Here is a 21,555-nt window from a genome sequence, read left to right as displayed (position 1 = left end):
GTGGTTAGTGGTTAGTGGTTAGTGGTTAGTGGTTAGTGGTTAGTCAGAATATTGGTGCAAAAAAGAACCCACAATTTATCATTGTGGGTTCTTTTTGGTGTTAACTTTGTTCAAGATTAACTATTTAGCATCAAAGCCCATAGCTTTAATATCAACCTGAGTCACTTCACCGTATTGAGCCGCTATCGGCGCAATGGCGCTGGCATTACCTATCAGCACAAACTGCAGATTTTCCTGTGGGAAATAGTCGCGCACTAGACGCTGAGTCTCCTCTAGGGTTAGCCCATCAACCTTGGCTTGGAATTGATTGATAAAGTTATCATCAAAGCCATACAGGTACATGTCTGACAATAATCCTGCAAGCTGGCCGCTAGTTTCAAACTTAGGTGGGTACTGACCTTTAACGTAAGCTTTAGCCGAATCCAACGTCGCTTGGTCTATGCCCTTCTGCCACAATCTGGCATAAGTTTTTAGGGCTAAGTCCATGGCTTCTTTAGTGGTTTCTGACTTAGTGAAGGTACTAATTTGGAATAAACCCGCCTTTGAGTAAGGCGTGAAGCCTGAGCGAGCACCATAAGTTAAACCTGCATTTACCCTAAGCTCATCATTAAGCCATGAGGTAAAGCGGCCACCTAAGATGGTGTTCACCACAGTAAGGCCAACAAAATCTGGGTTATCACGGCTGATGCCTTTACCACCAATCAAAAAAGTGGTCTCGATAGCATCAGGCTTATCCACTAATAGCACTCGGCTTTGGCTAAAATCATTCAGGCCCACGCTTAAGTCCACTTTTGACTCAGCTTTAGTGCCTTGCCAGCCACCAAAAGCGGCTTCAAGCTTAGCTTTCATGGCACTTGGTTCAAAATCACCTACCACGTTTATCGCTGTGTTAGCGGGTAGATAATGGCTTGAATGGAACGCTAATAAATCATTAACACTAATTTTGGCTACCGACTCACTGTTACCCGAGACGGGTTTACCATAGGCATGGTCGCCAAAGGCAAGCTTATCAAAATACCGGCCAATGACGGCTCTTGGGCTTTCTTTCTCTTGAGCAAGACCGGCGATTTCACGCTGCTTTAACTTCTCAAACTCTTGGCTGTTAAAACTTGGCGCCTGCAGAATATCGCTGAAAATGGCTAATATGACATCGACATCTTTAGCCATAAAATCTGCACTAACATAACTGCCTTCTTTATCTGCCGAGGTGTTAATACTGGCACCTAAGAAATCAATCTGTTGTTCTATCTCAGCTTTAGTCAGCTTACCTGCACCTAACATCAAGCTTTGTGATGCAACATAAGCGAGGCCTGAAACCGTGTCATCCACCGCGCCCACACGCACGACGGCGTTTAGGGTGATTAATGGCACTTCTTTTTGCGGCATTAAATTGATCACTAGCCCATTAGCTAAGGTCATTGTCTCATAACTTGGCATAGCAAAACGGCTGATTGCTGCACTTGGCACATTGGCCGCTAACGGCTTATTGGCGACCGTTTTGACGGCCTCGTTATTTGCCGTAGTGGCACATGCGCTTAAGCCTAAGCTGCAGGCTAACGCCACACTTAAGGCCAGCTTATTATTGCGCTTGATTGACTGATTTGTTTCATTCTTGATTGCCGTTGTCATTACTCAGCCCCTTCTTTTGCTGCTAGTACGCCTACGGTACGATTAGACTTAACTAAGTACTTGGCTGCCACACGTTTGATATCTGCTGGAGTCACCTTGTTGTAGGCTTCTGGTGCATTAAATAATTTGTTAAAGCTGCCAAAATACAGCTCATAAGTGCCTAAGGTATTTGCCTTACCATTAATGGTTTCCATCGTTTGGTAGAATTCCATCAGCTTGATATTTTTAACTTTTTCAAGCTCAGCTTGACTAACTCCTTCAGTAGAAATCAAGTTGATTTGCGTTATCATGGCTTTTTCTAATACTTGCGCATCAACCCCTTGGTTTGCTACGCCCAGTATGTAGAAAAGGTTAGGATCAAATGACATTGGCAGGTAAGTTTCAGCGGCTAATGCCACTTGCTTATCCACTAATGATTTGTAAAAACGTGAGCTATTACCCTGGCTTAAAATCGAGTTAAGTAAATCAAGGGCGTAATAGTCTTCATCGCTGGTTGCTGGAACATGGTAAGCCAACATGACATTTGGGGTGCTTACTGAGGCTTTTTCAACAAATAGACGACGTTCACCTTGCTGCGGTGGCTCCACGGTGCGCACGGCTTTTGGCGGTGCTTGTGCTGGAATAGGACCAAAATACTGGGTCGCTAGTCGCTTCACTTCATCAAACTTAACATCACCGGCCACTACAACGATGGCGTTATTAGGCGCGTAATAAGTCTTATGGTATTGAACCAAATCATCCAAGGTCCAAGCAGCAATATCTGACTCATAACCAATCACAGACCAACTATAAGGATGAGCACTAAAAGCCACGCCCTTCAAGGCTTCTTGCAGAGTGCGCCAGTTTGAATTTTCAAGCCCTGTTGTGCGCTCTGAAGCCACCACACCACGCTCACTTTCCACCATTTCAGGGTTAATATCTAAGTGGGCAATGCGGTCAGCCTCAAGATCAAACATGGTTTCTAACGCGTTAGCTGGGAACCAATCTGTGTAAACGGTTAAGTCTTCACTGGTGTAAGCATTGTTAGCGCCACCGGCCGCTTCCATGGTGCGGTCAAACATCTTAGGACCGTATTTTTTCGAGCCATTAAACATCATGTGCTCGAAGAAGTGAGAGATACCTGTGATCCCTGGCACTTCGTTACGAGAGCCCACTTTCCAGAATAAATACATGTTGGCATTAGGAATCGATGCATCCTCTAATACCATAATTTTCATGCCGTTATCTAAAGTAAAACTCTTGATATCTTCGGCGGTAGTCGCCTGCACTACCGATGAGGCAAATAGCCCCATTAACAATGTCAAGGCAGTAAAACTGCGTTTCATGTCGCGCTCCTTTTGGACGGGTTTATAATAAATTGTATTGGTTATTGGTTATTAGTTATTAGTTATTAGTTATTAGTTGCGGGTTATTGACCCAGCGCGCTCAAGGCGACTTGTGTCATGGTCTGCACCCCAACTTTCAACGCGCTTTCATCAACAAAAAACGACGGTGAATGATTGCTGGCGGCAGTTTTATAATCTTGATCTCTAGGCGTCACCCCAAGAAAGAAAAACATCCCTGGGGTCTCTAAGGCGTAATAAGAGAAATCTTCTGCCCCTGTAATAAGTCCAGGCTCAATTAAGTTATCTTGACCCACCACAGATTCAACCACAGGGCGCATTTTAGCCACCAACTCTGGGTTATTCACAGTGACAGGGTAGCCCTCCGCTATGCTGGTAGTAGCCGTAGCGCCAAGAGTTTTAGCTTGAAGCTCAGCGATTTCGGCAAGCTTGAGCTTAATATCAGCACGCATCTGTTGATCAAAGGTGCGAATAGTGCCAATAAGTTCCACTTCATCGGGAATAATATTGGAGCGAATGCCGCCATTAATTGCACCAAAACTCACTACCGCAGGCGCCTTCGTCACATCCACTTGACGGCTAATAATGGTTTGCACCCCAGTAATAATTTGCGCTGCGGCAACAATAGGGTCAACCCCAGCCCAGGGACGAGAACCGTGGGTCTGACGACCAGTCACCTTGATAGTGAATGAGTCTTCACTGGCCATCGCAGGGCCTGAACGCAGGCCTATCATGCCAGCTGGCATGCTAGAAGTCACATGCATACCAAAGACTTGGTCAGGTTTTCGCTTAGCAAATAAGCCTTGCTTAAGCATCAATTGCGCGCCGCCTTCTTCTCCATCTGGCGCGCCTTCTTCGGCAGGCTGGAAGATAAACATCACGTCCCCTGCTAGGCTGTCTTTCACTTTAACAAGGTTTTCGGCAACCCCCATCAGCATGGCGACATGAGTGTCATGACCACAGGCATGCATTACCCCCACGTCTTGACCGCGGTATTTATCTTTCGCTTTAGAAGCAAAAGGTAAGTCCACCTCTTCGGTCACCGGCAGTGCATCCATATCGGCACGCAGGCCAATCAGCGGCCCAGGCTTACCGCCCTTTAAAATCGCCACCACGCCGGTATGAGCCACACCAGTTTGTACTTCTAATCCAAGAGATTTAAGGTGTTTTTCGATGACTTTACTGGTGCGAAATTCACGGTTTGATAATTCAGGGTGTTGATGCAAGTCCCTGCGCCATGTGATAACTTTCTGCTCAACTTGAGCCGTCAGTTCAGCGGCGGTAGGCGTGGCCGCATGGGCCATATCAGTACTAAAACTTGCAAGACCAACTAAGGAGCTAGTCAGCAATAACGCAATTGAACTAGGGTGCATGATGAGTCTCTAGATTATTATTTTTATAGAACTCACCAAACTACCGCTAAAGCTAAGATTTGTTAACAGTTTTATGTAAATTGCACCGATAAAATTGTTTCTATATGTTTGTTTATGGAAGAAGTAAATGTGAATTCCATAACGAATTGGCATTAATGTACCGCCCCGCATGGCCTATTGGTGTCACAAGAAGTCATCGACACGCCGCGCTTTTGATTTAAACCAGAGTCATCCTTGAGGGCTCGAACATCTATGGCTCACCTTTTCAGCATCAGCGTAACCTTCTGACTTTAAATCTTACGCTAAAAAATCAACATGAATTTAACGATGCGTGGCACCGTTGAAATAGTTATGTTGTTGGTCGGCTTAGTCATTTATCCGAACCATGTACGGGTCGTGTCGTTCACTAAATGTACAACCGCCATCAACAACGATCATATTAGGATTATGTAAATACTCTACAGCGTTTCTAACAACTGGTATTTGAGTATTGCAATGCTTACATTTCGGTCCACAGTTAGGTGAAAATTGACCTCCGCAGCTACAGTTTGGAAGTGTTTTTGCAATTTCATCTAATATTTCTTGTGACTTTTCATTCCAAACGAGACGTTTATCAGATTCCCTGTGAATTACATTAGAGCAGGTATCGCAGAAGAAATGAGGAAAGCATTCGCTCATTCCGCTAGATCTCCACGCAGGAGTAAAACCACTGCAACTCGGACATTTTAGGTCTCCTACCCACTGTAGTGATCTTTTATATTCAACTACTTTCAATTAGGTTCTCCAGTGGCTTAAAAGCAACATAACTTTATTACCTTTTGCAACTCACTTTAGCCTGCTCCATCAGCCACAAATTATCGGTTTCACCTCGTAACTTAATTTAACGATGGCCCCCATAGTTACATTTAGGGCCTAGTCTTTTAAGTCAACAAGTTACACAAATTCTAACAAGGTGAACCATGGTAATTTGTGAGACGACCGTCCATCCCATGGACGGGATGTTCGAGCCCTCATGGATGAGTTTACGGCGAGTCGATGAGCGAATGCCATGGCAAGCCTGTATGCCAGAGGTTTAGTCATAGGCTTTTTGAGGTGAGAATTTAACGGTGGCACCCATTGTTAAATTTTTGAGGTGAGAATTTAACGGTGGCACCCATTGTTAAATTTTAGATGTGGTCCTTTAAACCAAACAGTTACACACAAGCTAAAAAAGACAAGCCTGTATGCCAAAGGTTCAGTCACAGACTTTTTGAAGTATTTTTCCATCTCAAAAAACAGTCACGCTGAGCATTTTTTTAAGCTGAGCTCGCCTGTCGAAACTCGCTTAATTCTGCTGCTTGGGCTGTGCTGGTTTGTCGCTGACGGCTTCTTGGGGTGCTGTTATTTTCTTTTCTTGGGTTGCGGCTTGTCGGGCGGCTTTTAGATAGCTTTGTTCACGGCTTTTTCGGGCTTTAAATCCTTGCTCGGCCTTACCTTGCTGCTCGACTTGCCAGGCATTGCTCTGTTGTTGCTTAAGAATTTTGTGGGCTTTTAACTGTAAAGCTTGATCCCCTTGACGGGCTTTTTTCAGCTGCACCTGCTCAGTCTTATATGATATATCTCGAGCAGCATCCACCTTAGCTTCCAAGGTTTGCTCACTGTTAAGCGGGGCTTTAAGCTTAATGACGGGTTTATCTTGCGCCAATAGCGGTGAGCAAAACATCAGTGGCGCTATGGCGGTCAATGCCCAGCGCCTTTGCGCCAAGTGGGATCTTAGGTATTGTTGATAAATTCGCGACATAACATTTCCCTATTTTTATCTATTTATCATCATAACGGGCCCTGACCTTTGCTGGCATAGCATCGAGGCGAGTTTGTACCATGGCATCAAACAACTTAAGTATCGGTTCAATATCAATATTGGGTTCGAGGGCTTTTAAGGTATAAGCCGCTGCTTCTAAGGTGGATAAACTGTCGCTTCGCGATGATTTACGGATCCGATATTGTGACTGTCCCTCAAAATTTAAGTGTAATGAAGGGAGCGTTAGCAGCCAAGGATTTAATTGCAGCATACGGTAGGCTTTTCGCCAGGTGCCATCGAGCAATATGATGCTGATAAGAGCCTGGGCTGCGGGTTTCTCATCGCCAGCTTGGTTTACCAAATTAGCACTCGCCAAATTTGCCGCAATAATCCCAGTGCTCGCCAGTTCAACGCTTAATTGCTCGGCGCTTTTACTGTGTTCGCTGGGGTAAACCAAATAGCAATGTTGCAGTGCAAGCTCCTGACGTAGCGCCGCAAAATCTGCGGCCGACTCCCCCACATAACGACGCATTGCAGGCAACACTAAACCCAATAAGTGCACGGTGTTTTTACTCTGACCAACCTCAGAAGGATGCTGCATGATAATCACTTGAGTATCGCAACTTATGGTCTGTAAATGTGTGCACAGGCAGGCATTTTGGGGATACTGACAGCGTTGGCAATAGATGCGTGACACAGAAAAATCTCAAATCGGCTCGTGGTGCCATTGTAGCAAAAAAAAACCCAGGTTTTGTGGTTAGCAAAATCTGGGCGCAAAGGGTGTTGCAAAAACGAAGCGTTAACTCATGCCAACCCTGTTAATGCTCAGGGTGTAAGCGCTCTTGATGCCAATGAGATAGGCCTTTTGTCGCCATCATTAACAGCAGTATCGTGCTTAAGCCGCCCATAATCAGGGCAACCGCATAAGGTGCGGGTATTGAGGTTAACTGGATTAAGCCAGTCAACAGCGCGGCACCACTCATCTGAATAAAACCTAACATGGCGGTCGCTGTGCCTGCTCGCTCGCCAAAGCCTGCCAATGCCATAGTTGTCGCTGGGCCAAGAAGAAGAGCAAAGCCGATACACAACAGCATCATAGGTAACATAAAGGCCAAAGCGCCAGCGATACCCTCTAGGGTGAACATCAGCTGTAAGCTAGCTTCAATGACTGAAGCACTTAGCATTAATGATAAGGCTAAAATCACGCTGTTACGGTTGCCCAATTTACTCACTAATACTGGGGCGGCAAAACACGCGGCCACATTCACGAAGGCGTTTAAACCAAACAAGCCACTGAACATTAATTCAGAGATCCCTAAACCACCAATTAACCACACTGGCGAGTAAGACACGTAGGCTAAAATAGAGGCCATCGCCGCCATACACACTAGGGCATAGAACATAAAATGCACGTTAGACACCACAGGCTTGTAGCGTGACCAACGATACAAAGGACCATGGCTGTCGGTATTTAACGGCCGAGTTTCGGGGAAGCGGTAGCCCACAAACAAGAGCACAAATACCGCATACAAGGCCATAAACATGAAGGTTGAACGCCAGCCGAACTCCAATGCCAGCAAGCCACCAAAGGTCGGGGCTAAGGCCGGAATAACGCAAATAGCGCCATTGAGGTAGCTGTACATAGTCATGCTCTCTTTGGCGCTATAGCAATCACGCACCGCACTAAACACCACTATAGAGGTGGAGCAGGCTGCCAATCCTTGCAATACCCGAGCGATTTGCAACCAGTAAAAGTCCACCGATGCGGCGGCTAATAAGCTGCTGGCACCGTAAAGCACAATGCCGAATAGGGCGATTGGACGGCGACCAAATCTGTCGGCTAGTGGACCAATTAATATTTGTCCTACGCCCATGGCAAACAAGAACAACACCAGCGTCGATTGAATTTCACTGTCAGACACAGCGTAATCCACAGCCATGGTTGGCATAGCAGGTAAATAGATGTCGATAGCCAAGGGGCTAAGCACCACCATAGACATCAATATGGGTAATAGATTACGACGCATTATGTTTCTCTTTTATTACTTATGACTAAAATTTACAGCCGCTATGTTAAGTGATTCATGATATGAACAGAAATGGTATAATTTCCAAACTGAATTTCCCTTAAGGAATATCTATGAATCTAGATAACTTGGCGCGTATCGATCTTAACTTATTAGTTATTCTGCAAGTCTTGCTAGAAGAGCAAAGTGTCACTCGCGCAGCCAACCGCTTACACCTGAGCCAGTCGGCATTGAGCAAGAGCTTGAATCGCCTGCGAGATACACTCGATGACCCGTTATTTCAACGCACTGCCCATGGCCTTAAGCCTACTGCACACGCGGTAGTGTTGGCACAAAAATTACCTGGGGTATTACAGCACTTATACCAATTGACTCAACCGCCTACCTTTACCCCTGCCAGCAGTCACAGGCAATTCTCTTTTTCCATGGTGGAAAGTGCCTATGAAACTTTAATCCCTTACTTTATCGGGCCATTATTGGAAAATGCACCCCAGCTAAAATTAGACTCTTATCTGTGGACTGAAAAGTCGATGCAAGATTTACTGCAAGGCCAAATTGACTTTGGCATTGCTGGACGAGATATGCACCCCCATTCCAATTTCCGAGTAGAGCAGCTACCCGATGGGCTTGAGCATCAAATTCTATTTAATGATTTCCAAGTGTGCTTGGTGCGCAAAGGTCACAGCATATTAACTCAGGTGGCTAACGACCAATGGGATCAGCATCAGTACTTAGCCATGCCGCACGTACAAGTACGCTGTGAAGGTAACGATTGGTGGGCCCTGGATTACCACCTTGCCAGCATGAATTTGCATCGTAATATTTGCACTACAGTGCCAGATTTTTACGGCGCCGCCAGTATCTGTGCCCACAGCGAGCTGATTTTCACCTTACCCTCAAGCTTTGCCCGCCATGCCAAGCAGCTCTATGGGTTGGAAGAAATTCCATTGCCTATGGAGTTTACCCCTATGACTTATGTGCTGCTGTGGCATGAGCGCAACAATCAAGAGCCTGGACATCAATGGATGCGGGAGATGATAGTCAGTAGCGCAGCCAAAGCCATCACCAAACATCACAACTAACGGCACAGTGAACGTACCACAGCTAATGAGCCTAGTTGCAAACTGACGCTATATTAAGCCGATAACACTAAATAACTGCCTTCAATGTAAAAAATTTGAACTTTGGCTCACATTTAGCACTCTATAGTGTGGCAAACTGCCAACGCTGAGTTATCGCTGCATTCACATGCATCAAGTAAGATAACTAGAGCTCAGCAACACTAAAACAATATCGAGGATTTATGGGGTTCAACTTTGATGAGCTGAAACTTAAGCTCAAGGCCATGCCGCCTTTATTGGCATTGAGTTATTGCTCACTATTTGGTCTTATGGGATTGGTGTTATTGCCGTTAGTTTTACCCCTTGCTCTTATTGCTGCTTTAATCGCCGCCATAGGGCTGCGCCGCTTTAGCCGCCACTATTTACCCCCTAAGGCTGGTCAGCCATACCCTAAAATACCTCAGAAAAATATTTATAAATCCCAGCCCAATATAGAAATTCTGCCCAAAATACCTTCAACGACTCAGCGCTAAGACCAGAATAAAGTGGCGTAATCCAGCCATAAAAAAACACCTCAATTGAGGTGTTTTTTGTGTTTAACTTTGCACGTTAATGCATCTTTATGATTCGGTTTTATCCGTTGAGCGGGCCACCATATATAAGCGATACAAGGCAACATTCACGAATAAGCCTAAAAATGCCACCGCCACTTCAATGATAAGCTGCACAGGTAAACCACCCGCTTCTGAGAGCTTGACTAACCCACCGCCTAATAAAGACAATGGGATATAAAGCGAAATAACCGCAATGGTTTTAAGCACTAATGGGCCGCTAAACACAAAGCTGGTTTTAATGGCATCCAGGGGAGTTAATCGCTCTACTATTACCATAAAGTTCACATACGCTAAACGTGAAAACAAGTAAAAGCTGACGACTAAGCCTATGATCCAAAAAGGACCAAATGCAGCAAACAGCATCACAGGGGCTAGGACAGCTAACCCTGAAAACACCCCAGCTAACAATAACGGTGGCACAAAAGGAATGCTGGCCTTAATAATTGCTAACGGCTTGAGATCATGGCCTTCTGAACGTATTTGCAAATACAAGGTTAGCGCGGCTATCAAGATGGAGAACGTCACCAATAAGACCATCATAGCAGCGCCATGAATAGGGCCGAATACTGGGTTTTCAAGATCTGCTTGGAGCATTTCTTGCCCTAGCCATAACTGGAGCATCACCTGGATCAACAAAAATGGCAAAGTCAACGCTGCAAGCTGGCTTACGTGGTTACGAAAAAAGTTATATGCTTCAGTCAAAATGGCAGACAGCGACATAGGAAATTCCAATCATCTATAGGGCTAAAATTAAGTGGCTTAGGATACCGAAAAAAATCTGACATTGCACAAGACAAATCACATTAAGCACAAGTTCTGCTTATCTCCTGTCACAAAATCATCACTGAGGGTATCATTAGCCTTGTCGATGCTGATCATATCACTATAGCAAGGCCCATGACTCAGGGTAAAATGTGCCAATACTTGATCCATAATCAAGTCGGTTTGGCCTTCACTCCTGCGGCTTTTATTATTTTTTGGAGTTTTTTATGAACATGTTTACCCACCCATTTAGCCCTAAAGCCACAATTGTGGCTGGCATCTTACTTAGCCTTAGCTTACCGATTCATGCAGCGAGCCTTAACGACCTTATTCCTAAAGCAGATACAGTTATAAGCAACACAGACAGCTTAAACTCAATAACTAAAATGGCCAATAGTCCAGAAGCCCATAGCTTGATCAATAATGTCATGTCACAACTGAATTTAAATGAAGCTCAAGCGCAAGGGGGTTTAGGTAGCTTAATGACCTTAGCAAAAAGCCAATTAGGCAGCCAAGATTTTGCCAGCTTAAGCAAGCAAATTACTAATATGGATACCTTATTAGCCGCTGCCCCCACGTTAGCTAAATCTTCAGGTATGTCTGGGCTACTTTCACAAGTTGGTGGTGACTTAGGCAGCTCATTAAAGGGCGGTGCCATGGTGTATGACAGCTTTGAAAAGCTTGGGATCCCAAAAGATCTGATTGTACCTATGGTCGACATTGCTAAAACCTATCTGCAATCTCAAGAGGGTGGCGCCACGGCAGATTTATTAATGAAAGGCTTGAACGCCCTATAGTCGCTGAACAACCAAGAACTGATTAAACAACAGTTAATATAATCAAATTATTATCTGCGGCCCATGTCGCAGGTAGTCAATGATATTGAATAATCTCAACTCAGGTTAAGAGATGAATAAATGTTGTTGAAACAGCCTAAATTCAACATCTAGCACTCAAACTTGAACTTTGTACTGATAACAAGGCGAGTTTACCTGTTAATAGCTAGCCAATTGCCCGTCTTCTCGTGTAAAAGAATAACGCAGTTGTCGGCGCAAAGAGCTGTTTTATATATTTATTATCCTGATCTGAGGTTGAATAGTATTAAGCTGATAAGCGTTAGATAAGTAATACGCTTGGTATTAAATGAGTCAATCACATTTGATGAGGTAAACCTATGATCGCCAAATTGATGCAATTACTACAACTAGATTGCCACACCCTAAGCCCTGCCGAGAAAGCCCATCAGCTCAACCTAGCTACTGTGAGTTTGCTTATCGAAGTAATTAATGCTGATGATCATATTAGTCCAGATGAAATAACTCATTTACTCGACGTGCTGCAAACCCGCTTTAATTTATCTGCAGAGCAAGCCAAAGCGTTATTCGAGCAGGGACAACAAGCCCATCACAATGCCACATCCTTGTTTGAGTTTACTGAGCAGATTAATGCGCATTTCAACCTAGAACAGAAGCAGACCTTAGTGCTAAGTATGTGGGAGCTATCTTTCATTGATGACACTCTGTGCCAATATGAAGATCAAATCATTAGACGTGTCGCCGATTTGCTGCACCTTAAACATAGCGAGCTTATTCAATTGAGAAACCAAGCTAACCCTGATATCCCAGGTTAGCAAGCGGTTATCAATCATCCATAGTCTATCAAATGTTTAACTTGAGCAGCTTGCGGCTCAAATGACCATGCTGCCACCACATAAAGGGCGCTATCACTAGCACCATAAGAATGGCATACCACATGTGTGAACCTAGCGCGAAGCCTAGGCCAAGACAGAAAAAGCACCCTGTGATGATCAACGGCAAAAAGCGTTTACTCAGTAACCGCACTGCGGACAACATGGCAAGCAAGTAAATAATGACAAAAATACCGTTGCTCCAAGCGATCAAATGCTCAAGCTCCTGGCCAGTAACAAAGCTCAATACAATCACTACCGCCATGGCTAATAGCAAGCTCACTAAGCCTCTTAATGGTACGCCAGCTGAATTCAACTGGTCAAAATACTTAGGCAATATCCCTTCTCGGCTAAAACTCCACAATAATCTTGCACCACTGGCGCAGTATACATTTACCGTTGCGATACCACTGGCAATCCCTAGAATACCTATCACCTGCGCACCATAACCACCCAGCAGATGGTCAAAAGCAGCAATCATAGCCACCCCCTCGGTTGGTGTCGGCAACATCAATAGCAATAAAGTACAAGCAAGATAAATAATCCCTACCAATACTGTGCCTATCATCATAGCTGGCAGCATATCTTTCTCTGGACGGCGAAAATCATTGGCTAGATGTGTCATAGCCTCTACCCCAAGAAAGCTCCAAAAACCGACTCCCATGGCTAACATGACTCCATCAAACTCAATATTGCTCAAGGATAATGCTTCAAATTGATTCGCATTAGCGCCACTAGCGCCAAATAGCGTCACTACCACGGCCACAATCGCCAAGGTCAAAGCAAATTGCAGTTTGGCACTCACCTGTATCCCGCGCACATTAAGCAAAAATAATAGCCCAACAATGCCAAGTTCCACCCCCACTTGACCCCAACCAGACAATGGCACTAAGGCATTAAAGAATTGAAATGTCATCAAGATAGCCGCAGGTGCTCCGATGGGAATTACCAACAGAAAAATAAGCCCTATGGTGCGACCCAAAGTTGGCCCGAATGCTCGCTCAATAAAATAAGCTGGACCACCAGCATGGGGGAAGCGGCTTGAAAGCAAGCCAAACACTAAAGCAACAGGAATAATGGCTAAGGTTAGAATAAGCCAAGCGACCAAAGCACCATCACCAGCAAGGGCTATCGTCATTTGTGGGAGGATAAAAACCCCAGTGCCAAGCAAAGTGGTAGCCATCAATCCGGCGCCTTGCCAGCGGCCAATTGTTGCTGTAATTTGATTCATCGTTACTGCCTATGGTGATTAATGGCAGCATTATAGAATGACTTGGCCTAACAAACTGCTGTTGTTTTCAATCAAAAGCAGCGATTTTAACGACAAAATGACCGAATATTCGGCTAAAACCACCAAAACGACGGAGTCAATGTGGATAAATTTGATCAACTTATCATCAATACTCTAAGGAAAGATGCCCGCCAAAGCCTGTCGAATATCGCAGACGCGGTAAATTTGTCCCGTAGTGCTGTGACTCAAAGAATTAAACGACTCGAACAAAGTGGCGTTATTCGGGGCTATCAGGTGCTACTGAGTGAGTCACAAAAAGAAGGCGTCTCTGCGTATTTCGAAATTCAGCATAAATGCCTTCACTGCGTAGATATTATTCAAGTCTTTCAAACTATTCCAGAAATCGTCACCTGCCAGGGGATCACTGGCGACATGGATTTGCTTGTCTATGTCCAAGCATCATCTATGCGGCGTTTACATGAAATTCGTGAATTTATTGATGAGCAGAGCGACATAGTGAAAATCAAAACTCATGTGGTATTAAGTGAATGGATAAATAACCAAGCCTGAATTATACCAATCCGATAAATAAGGCTAACCATGAGTTAACCTTATTTATTTCACTGCTGTATTTGAGTACTGATGACTCTTCTTGTGACGCTTACGCCAGCTGTTGACCCATTTCTAAACCACAGCCTTTTACTTTCATAAGCTTAGCCGCCAAACCTGACATATCCATCTTGAGCCCAGCATTCACAGCTTGCTGTGAAAGCCAACTCGTAATGCCATCATCCTCTATATCATCCCAACTATGAAATAATGTCTTAGCCATGTACATAAGCCCAGCCAGCTCAGAATATGGCTTGGCTCCTTTGGGTTGGTATTGATTCGCTATGCCTGCGGCAAGTTTGTCAGTAAAACGCCAAGATTGAGCCAATAATGCGCCTATAGATGCCGCATCAAAATCAAGCAGTTTAACTTCAGTGTCTTGCTTGTCAGCGCCAGCAGCCACAGCTTCAGCAATGAGTTTAGCCACATGCGGCTCAGCACTTGCTATGAGCAAGTCACCAATACTGTGTAAAATTCCACAAGTGAAGGCCTCATCAGTAGGGATCATAGTATTTTTAGCCAACTCTTGGCTGTAGAGCGCCACTTCGAAAGTTGCTCCCCAAAAATCAGCTAAATTAATACTTTCCGCTTTAGGTACTGCACCAATAACAGCTGAAGCAATCACTAAGGTTCTTAAGGTTTGCATGCCTAAACGTACCACGGCTTCATCTATAGTACCCACCTCACGGTTACGGCTATAGTGAGAAGAGTTGGCCAACCTCAACACTCTGGCGCTCATCAAGGGATCTTGCGAAACCTTAGTCGATATCTCTTTAATGGTACTTTTATCATTATTTACCGCTTCGAGCAGCTCGCTCACCGCTTTGGGCAAACGAGGTAACTGATCTATTTTTTTTAGCAGTGCAGCAGAATCCATTATTTTCTCCCCAGAATCACCTTCATCGAAGCTCAACACTTGCCTAGCTCCAAAGACACAAAAAAGCTCACCTCATTGACTTTAGCACAGGAAAAAAAACCCAAAGGCTGAATGAGAATTTTTTGATTTTTTTTTACTTTTATTAGAAAAGTAATCACAAAAAGATGATAAAAATTAGATCTTAACCAGTCCTATCATTAGTCACAGATAAAAGTTCAGGATACACTGGGGAATGACTTTTTGGGATCAAGATATATGCAGCTAACCGCCAGTGCCGAATTCAATTTACTCTGGGCAAGTTTAATCATCGAAGAGATCACCCGCTTGGGCGTTCGCCACATTTGCATCGCGCCCGGCTCACGCTCTACGCCCTTGACCCTTGCCGCGGCTGCGCAAACCCAAGCGCAATGTCATCTGCATTTTGATGAACGCGGCCTGGGCTTTATGGCACTAGGTCTTGCTAAAGCCAGTAATGCGCCAGTGGTTATCATCACCACCTCTGGCACTGCGGTTGCCAATCTTTATCCTGCCGTTATTGAAGCCCAGTTAACTCAGGTTCCGCTGGTTATATTAAGCGCTGACAGGCCATTTGAACTCATAGATTGCGGCGCGAACCAAGCCATTATGCAGCCTGGGATTTTCGCGCATTTTGCGGAGCAAATTGCCTTACCTTGCGCCGATTTACAAATGCCGCCAGCGGCCTTATTAAGTGCCATAGATAAAGCATTGACCGACACCAATACCGTGGTGCAAATTAACTGTCCTTTTAGAGAGCCCTTGTACCCCGAGATTCTCACCAGTTTAGGGACTTTTTTCGCTGAAGATAATCCTAGGCTAACTCACTATCTCAATCCTATTCGCCCTTGGTATCATAGTCAGCGACCGCTATTGGATTTTCATCGCCCCCAAGCCAATGCACTACCAAGCCCTGATACCTTAATGCGTTTCGTCCATGGTAAAGGGCTAATCCTTGTCGGCGCGCTATCGCCCCATGAAAACCCTGAGCTTATTATTAATTTAGCCCAGAAAATTGGCTGGCCTATCCTCTGTGATGCTCAATCTCAATTGCGCCAACATCCAAGCGTGCTAGGTCATGGCGATCAGTTATTACTGCAACCCAGATCTAAGCATGTGCTAGAGCACGCCGACAGGCTGTTAGTCATAGGTGGCCGTTTTGTGTCGAAGCGCATCATGGCCTTGATAAACGAGCATGCTTGGCATAGCCATTGGCAATTTTTACCTAGCCTTCAAAGGCTTGATCCCCAACATAATACTAAGCATATCTGGCAAGGAAGCATTAAAGCTTGCTGCGAGCTGCCTTGGCCTAGATCATCGTCTGCCAATTGGGCGTTGGCACTAACACCGCTCAATCAAAATATCGACAATTTACTCGGCCAGCACATAGATAACGCTCAACTGGGCGAGGCGCAAATTATACGTGCATTGGCAAAAGCACAGACGCCGCAATCTCAGCTCATCATAGCTAATAGTCTGCCCATACGCCTTTATGATATGTACGCACCTATTAGTGCAATGCCAGTGCCGCTTTACAGCAACCGAGGCGCTTCGGGTATTGACGGCCTCATCGCCACCGCCTGTGGCATTGCCAAAGCGGGAACTAAAAACACCACCTTAGTGCTTGGGGATCTGTCGGCTTTGCATGATCTTAACTCTCTTGCTATAGCTCGAAGGCTTGAACAAAATCTAGTCATAGTCGTGCTCAATAATGATGGTGGCAGCATCTTTAATCTGCTGCATGTACCAAAAGAGCAAGGACAGAGCACACTCATTGACGACTTTTATCGCTTACCCCACGGGCTCGAATTTGGCTATGGCGCCGCCATGTTCGGCCTAGCTTATAATCAAGCCGATAGCCTTGATGAGTTTATTCAGCTTTATCAAGATGCCTGCAATTATCAAGGGACCTCTGTCATTGAAATCTGCATCAGCAGCACCCAAGCGAGCGATCAAATCAACCAATTAACCCTGTGGATAAAGCAAGACTAATGACAGCTATCGCGCGCTTTGGCAGCCAAAGGCTTCCCAATCTGGTGTTGCTGCATGGGTTTCTGGGCAGTAAACAAGATTGGCAGCCCTTTATGCCGTATCTGAGCCAGCAGTTTCACTGTATTTGTATCGATTTACCCGGCCACGGCAGCGGCCTTATAACCACCAAGGGGCAAACGCTTTCCAGATTAGTTCAAGCCATCATAAGCCAAATACAAGTGGCCATCGGGCAGCAAAGCTTTCATTTATTGGGCTATTCATTAGGTGGGCGACTTGCGCTACTGGTGGCTGACTTATTAGAAAAGACGGCGGCTCAAGCGCTATTAAGCTTAACTTTGATCTCATGTCATCCGGGGTTAGACACCCTTAAAGCCCGCAATGCTCGGCGAATGCATGATAACCAATGGCTAAGTAAACTCAGCAGCCTAAAATTTGCCGCTTTTGTTGAGCTTTGGTATCAGCAAGCTGTGTTTAGTGATCTCAGCCCACAAATTAGAGCTGAAATGATAGCCAAGCGTACCGCGCAAGCCTCCCAAGGGTTAAGCGTTGGGCTCAATCTTATGTCCCTTGCTGAGCAGCCAGATTGCCGCCAAGTTCCTGCCCACTTGTCTTGCCCTTGCCATGTGTTTGTCGGTGCTTTAGATGATAAATTTACAACCCTAGCAAAAGCTTGGCAGCAACTGGTTCCCATTAATCTGCAGATATTTGACAATGCTGGGCACACCTTGCACATCACTGAACCATTAGTCTTTATGGACACGCTTGTGCATTTGCTTCATCGCAACAACGCATGTGCTTCGCTGCAATCACGATAAAGAGGCATGGATGATCATTAAGGCCATAGACTTACATCGCTATCAAATAGCCCTTAAGCCTCATTTAATGGTGGCGCGCCAGCGTATCGATTGTCGCTCAGGGTTAATATTGACCATAAGATTAGAACATAAAAAAACTGCCAAAGTAGAGAGAGTAGAGATAGCGCCGCTGTCAGGTCTGGATATCGACAATAGGCCCATAACAGGTTTTAGCCAAGAATCATTAGCGCAAGTTGAGCAGCAATTAAGCGTGCTATTACCGCAACTTATAGGTCAAGACAGCTGTGCGCTGGAAAACATCGCCAAGCAATATAGCCATATTCCCTCGCTGGCTTTCGGTCTAAGCTTGCTGTGCCATAAACTCCGTCACCCTTGGCCGCCTGGATGTTTTGCAAAGCCGTTGGCCACTCAAAAGCTATTATGCCCTGTGACTAATCCGGATTCGCTAGAGCAACAGGCCAGCTTAAAGCAGCAACTGACATCACTGACAAAGCAAGACCATTTCATCAAAATAAAAGTCGCTCAAATTGCAACAGAAGATGAGATTAACTTTATTTATCAAGTGCTAAAAATCAAACCTGATATTAAACTCCGTCTCGATGCTAATCGTGGTTTTAGCTTGTCTCAAGCCATTGATTTTTTAGCTTGCCTGCCTAAAAACGCCATTGATTATATTGAAGAGCCTTGTCAAAACCCTGAAGACAACATCTTGCTATTTAAGGCATTAGGCATAGGTTACGCCTTAGATGAAAGCCTGAACGATCCAAGCTATCGCTTTACTCCTCAGTTAGGGCTTAACACTTTAGTGATAAAGCCTACCCTATTAGGCAATTTAAGCGCGCTACAAAGCTTAATCCAATTGGCCCAAGAGTCCGGGGTGCGCTGTATCATAAGCTCAAGCCTTGAGAGCCCACTCGCGATAAGCGATTTACGCCTGCTCGCCAACTGGCTCACCCCTGATGACACCCCAGGGCTTGATACTTTGGCAAGCTTTAGCGAACCTTTGTATTACTTAGAGGAAAATCAACACGCCAGCTTTGCTCAAAGCACTAATTTGAAAGAAGGCAATGGCTTGGCAAAAGAAGCGATGTTGACTGCAGAGGCGGCCATGACACAACTTAATCCACAAGTGAGCCAATTACTGCTGCAGCTCAGACACCAAGAGCCATTAAGATGATGCATTCTCCGTTGCAGCAAATGGCTTTAGCTAACCCTCACAGTACTGCAATTACCTCACCCATGGGAAAGATAAGTTACGCCGCGCTTTACCAGCAGGCCCGTTTAATCGCTCAATCTCTGAAAGAGCAAGGGCTAAAACCTGGGGGGCGCTTAGGGTGTATTGCTCACAACAGCGCGACGCTTATTTGCCTCTATTGGGCCTGTGTTGAGGCTAAGGTGATATTTTTCCCTATCTCGCCTCGCTTCCCTAACGGCCAAATCAATGAGCTGCTTAATGATTTTGCAGTTGATTTTTATTGGACTGAACGGCCTGAGTTTAACAGTCCCCGTAGCCAGCCGATTGATTTACCTAGCTTAAACCTGCTCACACTAAACTCAGATAATCTGCCAGTAAGATCGACTGAAGCCCTTACTACTCAGACATTACTCAATACCACATTAATCGAGCCCATGCAGCCGGTCAGCCTTATCTTAACTTCAGGCTCCAGCGGTAAAGCCAAAGCTGTGATGCACAGCTTCAGCAATCATATTTTGAGTGCTAAGGGCTCAGCCAAACTCATCCCCCTTGCACCAACCGACAGCTGGCTGCTGAGCTTGCCGTTATTTCATATTGGTGGACTGGCGATACTTCACCGCTGCGCCTTAGCTGGCGCATCTGTGGTGCTAGTCAAACCTGAGTTATCGATGGCACAGCAAATTCAGCAAGATAGCATTAGTCATCTGTCCTTAGTGTCGGCTCAATTACATGATTTACTCGTTCAAACTGAGGCAGAATTAAGCTCAATCAAAGCGCTGCTTTTAGGGGGCGGTCAAATTGATAAGCGTTTAATTAACACACTTAAACAGCTAAAGATTAACAGCTTTATCAGTTATGGCATGACGGAGATGAGCTCACAGATAACCACAGCTTGCTTAACTCAAGTCGATACTGCACCGCTCGGGGTGCCTCTTGTAGGAAATGAGCTCAAATTGGTGGCTGGCACACTCTGGGTGCGGGGCAGCAGTTTATGCCTTGGCTATTTACAGCCTACAACGCTTGCGCTGTCACTGCCTGTGGATAACCAAGGCTGGTTTTGCACTGACGATAAGGCAACATTTGATGAACAAGGGCAACTCACGCTTCTTGGCCGTGCTGGTAATATGTTTATTTGTGGCGGTGAGAATCTGCACCCAGAAGAAGTTGAGGCAGCGCTTAAGCGTCACCCAGAGATTGATGAGGCGCTAGTGTTTGCCCAAGCAGATACTAAGTTTGGTCAGCTTCCGGTCGCTATCATTCGCTGCCACGGCCAACTCGCCACGGCTTGGGTGGAAGATGCGCTTTCAGCTCAAGCTTCATTAAGTATCAAGCGTTTTCTAGAACAGCATATCGCCAGTTTTAAATGTCCACGGCAATATTACCCTTGGCCTAATGTAGCGACAAATGGCCTTAAGCTGCCAAGACGCCAACTAGTTAAGGCTGCGATCCAATCTGATGAGCATAAAAAACAGCCATAAAAAAACCTGCCGAGGCAGGTTTTAATGTCGCTATCAATCCTAGGATTGATTATTCCATGCAAGCCTTAAGCTTATTCATGGCATTTTTTTCAAGCTGTCTAATGCGCTCCGCTGAAACTTGATAAGTTTCTGCTAAGTCTTGCAAGGTAGTTTTATCATCATCTAACCAACGGGCTTGCAGAATATGCTGGCTACGCTCGTCTAAGGTTTTAATGGCGGAAAACAACCTTGATTGAGAATTAGATTCCCAATTGGCATTTTCCACTTGCTGGGCCACATCGGATGAATGATCTTCAAGATAATGCACTGGAGAAAAATCGGTTTCATCATCGTTGTCGCTGGCAATATCGAATGCAGGATCTTGCGCCGCCATCCGTGACTCCATTTCGGTCACATCGGCTTTGGATACCCCTAAATTTTCTGCCACCATAGTCACTTCAGCATCGCTGAACCAACCTAAACGCTTTTTCGATTTACGGATATTAAAGAAGAGTTTGCGTTGCGCTTTAGTGGTAGCAACCTTAACTATGCGCCAGTTTTTAAGCACATATTCATGAATTTCAGCTTTAATCCAATGCACAGCAAAAGAGACTAGACGCACGCCCACATCTGGGTCGAAACGCTTTACCGCTTTCATCAGGCCAATATTACCTTCTTGAATAAGGTCAGCCTGAGGCAAGCCATAACCGGCATAACCTTTAGCTACGTGTACTACAAAGCGTAAATGCGACATAATCAATTGCCTTGCCGCTTGTAGGTCACCAGTTTCCTGTAAACGCCTAGCCAGCTCTTGCTCATCCTCTGCTGCTAACATGTTAATGCTAGTTACTGATTGGATATAAGCCTCAAGACTACTACTGCCCCTTGGGACTGTCAGTGACATTGATTGCGTTTGAAAAGTCATTCGCGCTCCTACAAACCTTGCGGTTAAAACAACTAAAAGTATTACTACTGACCCAAGTACTAATGAAAAACTTTCAATAAAGCTCAAATTAAACAAGATATTGCTTGTTAACTTGCTCTTTTAGTTTAGATCTATTTACTTGATTCATCATATTTTGCTGATG

Annotated in this window: 19 protein-coding genes; 9 read left to right on the top strand and 10 right to left on the bottom strand. The window is 45.1% G+C overall.

The features are described 5' to 3' along the window. Nucleotides 1-120: 120 nt before the first annotated feature. The 6 genes from H5073_RS04100 to H5073_RS04075 form a co-directional block, all read right to left on the bottom strand. The gene (locus H5073_RS04100; protein ID WP_182677253.1) at nucleotides 121-1,629 is read right to left on the bottom strand and encodes a pitrilysin family protein; all 1,509 of its coding nucleotides are present in this window, start codon (nucleotides 1,627-1,629) and stop codon (nucleotides 121-123) included. Next, entirely contained in the window at nucleotides 1,629-2,954 is a 1,326-nt protein-coding gene (locus tag H5073_RS04095) for a pitrilysin family protein (RefSeq protein WP_182677251.1), read from the bottom strand. The genes H5073_RS04100 and H5073_RS04095 overlap by 1 nt, the downstream gene beginning before the upstream one ends. Nucleotides 2,955-3,037: 83 nt before the next feature. After that, nucleotides 3,038-4,276, bottom strand: coding sequence for an amidohydrolase (locus H5073_RS04090; protein ID WP_259394816.1), 1,239 nt, complete (start codon nucleotides 4,274-4,276; stop codon nucleotides 3,038-3,040). A gap of 1,393 nt (nucleotides 4,277-5,669) precedes the next feature. Then, a complete protein-coding gene (locus H5073_RS04085) occupies nucleotides 5,670-6,125 on the bottom strand; it encodes a hypothetical protein (RefSeq protein ID WP_182677248.1) in 456 nt (151 codons plus the stop codon). Between the two features lie 19 nt (nucleotides 6,126-6,144). Beyond that, the gene (locus tag H5073_RS04080; protein ID WP_182677246.1) at nucleotides 6,145-6,822 is read right to left on the bottom strand and encodes a tRNA-uridine aminocarboxypropyltransferase; all 678 of its coding nucleotides are present in this window, start codon (nucleotides 6,820-6,822) and stop codon (nucleotides 6,145-6,147) included. Between the two features lie 121 nt (nucleotides 6,823-6,943). Then, a complete protein-coding gene (locus H5073_RS04075; RefSeq protein WP_182677244.1) occupies nucleotides 6,944-8,152 on the bottom strand; it encodes a multidrug effflux MFS transporter in 1,209 nt (402 codons plus the stop codon). A 113-nt stretch (nucleotides 8,153-8,265) separates the two neighbouring features. On the opposite strand from H5073_RS04075, the gene H5073_RS04070 reads away from it, so the two are divergent. Both H5073_RS04070 and H5073_RS04065 read left to right on the top strand, forming a co-directional pair. Next, complete coding sequence (locus H5073_RS04070; protein ID WP_182677242.1) at nucleotides 8,266-9,234, top strand: LysR substrate-binding domain-containing protein; 969 nt, start codon at nucleotides 8,266-8,268, stop codon at nucleotides 9,232-9,234. 221 nt (nucleotides 9,235-9,455) lie between these two features. After that, nucleotides 9,456-9,746, top strand: coding sequence for a hypothetical protein (locus H5073_RS04065; protein ID WP_182677240.1), 291 nt, complete (start codon nucleotides 9,456-9,458; stop codon nucleotides 9,744-9,746). Between the two features lie 87 nt (nucleotides 9,747-9,833). Here H5073_RS04065 and H5073_RS04060 read toward each other — a convergent pair whose 3' ends face one another. Next, nucleotides 9,834-10,547, bottom strand: coding sequence for a hypothetical protein (locus H5073_RS04060; RefSeq protein WP_182677238.1), 714 nt, complete (start codon nucleotides 10,545-10,547; stop codon nucleotides 9,834-9,836). Between the two features lie 269 nt (nucleotides 10,548-10,816). On the opposite strand from H5073_RS04060, the gene H5073_RS04055 reads away from it, so the two are divergent. Next, a complete protein-coding gene (locus H5073_RS04055; protein WP_182677236.1) occupies nucleotides 10,817-11,386 on the top strand; it encodes a DUF2780 domain-containing protein in 570 nt (189 codons plus the stop codon). Between the two features lie 377 nt (nucleotides 11,387-11,763). Beyond that, nucleotides 11,764-12,219 carry a TerB family tellurite resistance protein gene (locus tag H5073_RS04050; protein ID WP_182677235.1) on the top strand — a complete coding sequence of 152 codons (456 nt, stop codon included), beginning with the start codon at nucleotides 11,764-11,766 and terminating at the stop codon, nucleotides 12,217-12,219. 28 nt (nucleotides 12,220-12,247) lie between these two features. Here the strand turns inward: H5073_RS04050 and yjeH are convergent, their stop codons facing one another. Beyond that, on the bottom strand, nucleotides 12,248-13,507 hold the full coding sequence (gene yjeH / locus H5073_RS04045) for an L-methionine/branched-chain amino acid transporter (protein ID WP_182677233.1): 1,260 nt from the start codon (nucleotides 13,505-13,507) through the stop codon (nucleotides 12,248-12,250). Between the two features lie 141 nt (nucleotides 13,508-13,648). Here yjeH and H5073_RS04040 point away from each other — a divergent pair, with 141 nt between their 5' ends. Then, complete coding sequence (locus H5073_RS04040) at nucleotides 13,649-14,077, top strand: Lrp/AsnC family transcriptional regulator (protein ID WP_182677231.1); 429 nt, start codon at nucleotides 13,649-13,651, stop codon at nucleotides 14,075-14,077. A gap of 91 nt (nucleotides 14,078-14,168) precedes the next feature. Here the strand turns inward: H5073_RS04040 and H5073_RS04035 are convergent, their stop codons facing one another. Then, on the bottom strand, nucleotides 14,169-14,993 hold the full coding sequence (locus tag H5073_RS04035) for an HDOD domain-containing protein (protein ID WP_182677271.1): 825 nt from the start codon (nucleotides 14,991-14,993) through the stop codon (nucleotides 14,169-14,171). Between the two features lie 255 nt (nucleotides 14,994-15,248). On the opposite strand from H5073_RS04035, the gene menD reads away from it, so the two are divergent. Genes menD through menE form a run of 4 tightly spaced genes read left to right on the top strand, consistent with a single transcriptional unit; the run spans nucleotide 15,249 to nucleotide 20,488 of the window. Next, nucleotides 15,249-17,000 carry a 2-succinyl-5-enolpyruvyl-6-hydroxy-3-cyclohexene-1-carboxylic-acid synthase gene (gene menD, locus H5073_RS04030; RefSeq protein ID WP_182677229.1) on the top strand — a complete coding sequence of 584 codons (1,752 nt, stop codon included), beginning with the start codon at nucleotides 15,249-15,251 and terminating at the stop codon, nucleotides 16,998-17,000. After that, a complete protein-coding gene (menH, locus tag H5073_RS04025; RefSeq protein WP_182677227.1) occupies nucleotides 17,000-17,815 on the top strand; it encodes a 2-succinyl-6-hydroxy-2,4-cyclohexadiene-1-carboxylate synthase in 816 nt (271 codons plus the stop codon). Before menD ends, menH begins: the two co-directional genes overlap by 1 nt. Before the next feature lie 10 nt (nucleotides 17,816-17,825). Next, complete coding sequence (menC, locus tag H5073_RS04020; protein WP_182677225.1) at nucleotides 17,826-18,992, top strand: o-succinylbenzoate synthase; 1,167 nt, start codon at nucleotides 17,826-17,828, stop codon at nucleotides 18,990-18,992. Continuing rightward, nucleotides 18,989-20,488, top strand: coding sequence for an o-succinylbenzoate--CoA ligase (gene menE / locus H5073_RS04015; protein WP_182677223.1), 1,500 nt, complete (start codon nucleotides 18,989-18,991; stop codon nucleotides 20,486-20,488). The genes menC and menE overlap by 4 nt, the downstream gene beginning before the upstream one ends. 49 nt (nucleotides 20,489-20,537) lie before the next feature. On the opposite strand, the gene rpoH is transcribed toward menE, so the two are convergent. Beyond that, nucleotides 20,538-21,392 carry an RNA polymerase sigma factor RpoH gene (gene rpoH / locus H5073_RS04010; protein ID WP_182677221.1) on the bottom strand — a complete coding sequence of 285 codons (855 nt, stop codon included), beginning with the start codon at nucleotides 21,390-21,392 and terminating at the stop codon, nucleotides 20,538-20,540. Nucleotides 21,393-21,555 lie beyond the last annotated feature (163 nt).

Source organism: Shewanella sp. SR44-3 (genome assembly GCF_014163735.1).
GTDB lineage: Bacteria > Pseudomonadota > Gammaproteobacteria > Enterobacterales > Shewanellaceae > Shewanella.
The sequence above is the reverse complement of the archived record's forward strand: the minus strand, read 5'-3'. Positions and strand labels throughout refer to the sequence as shown.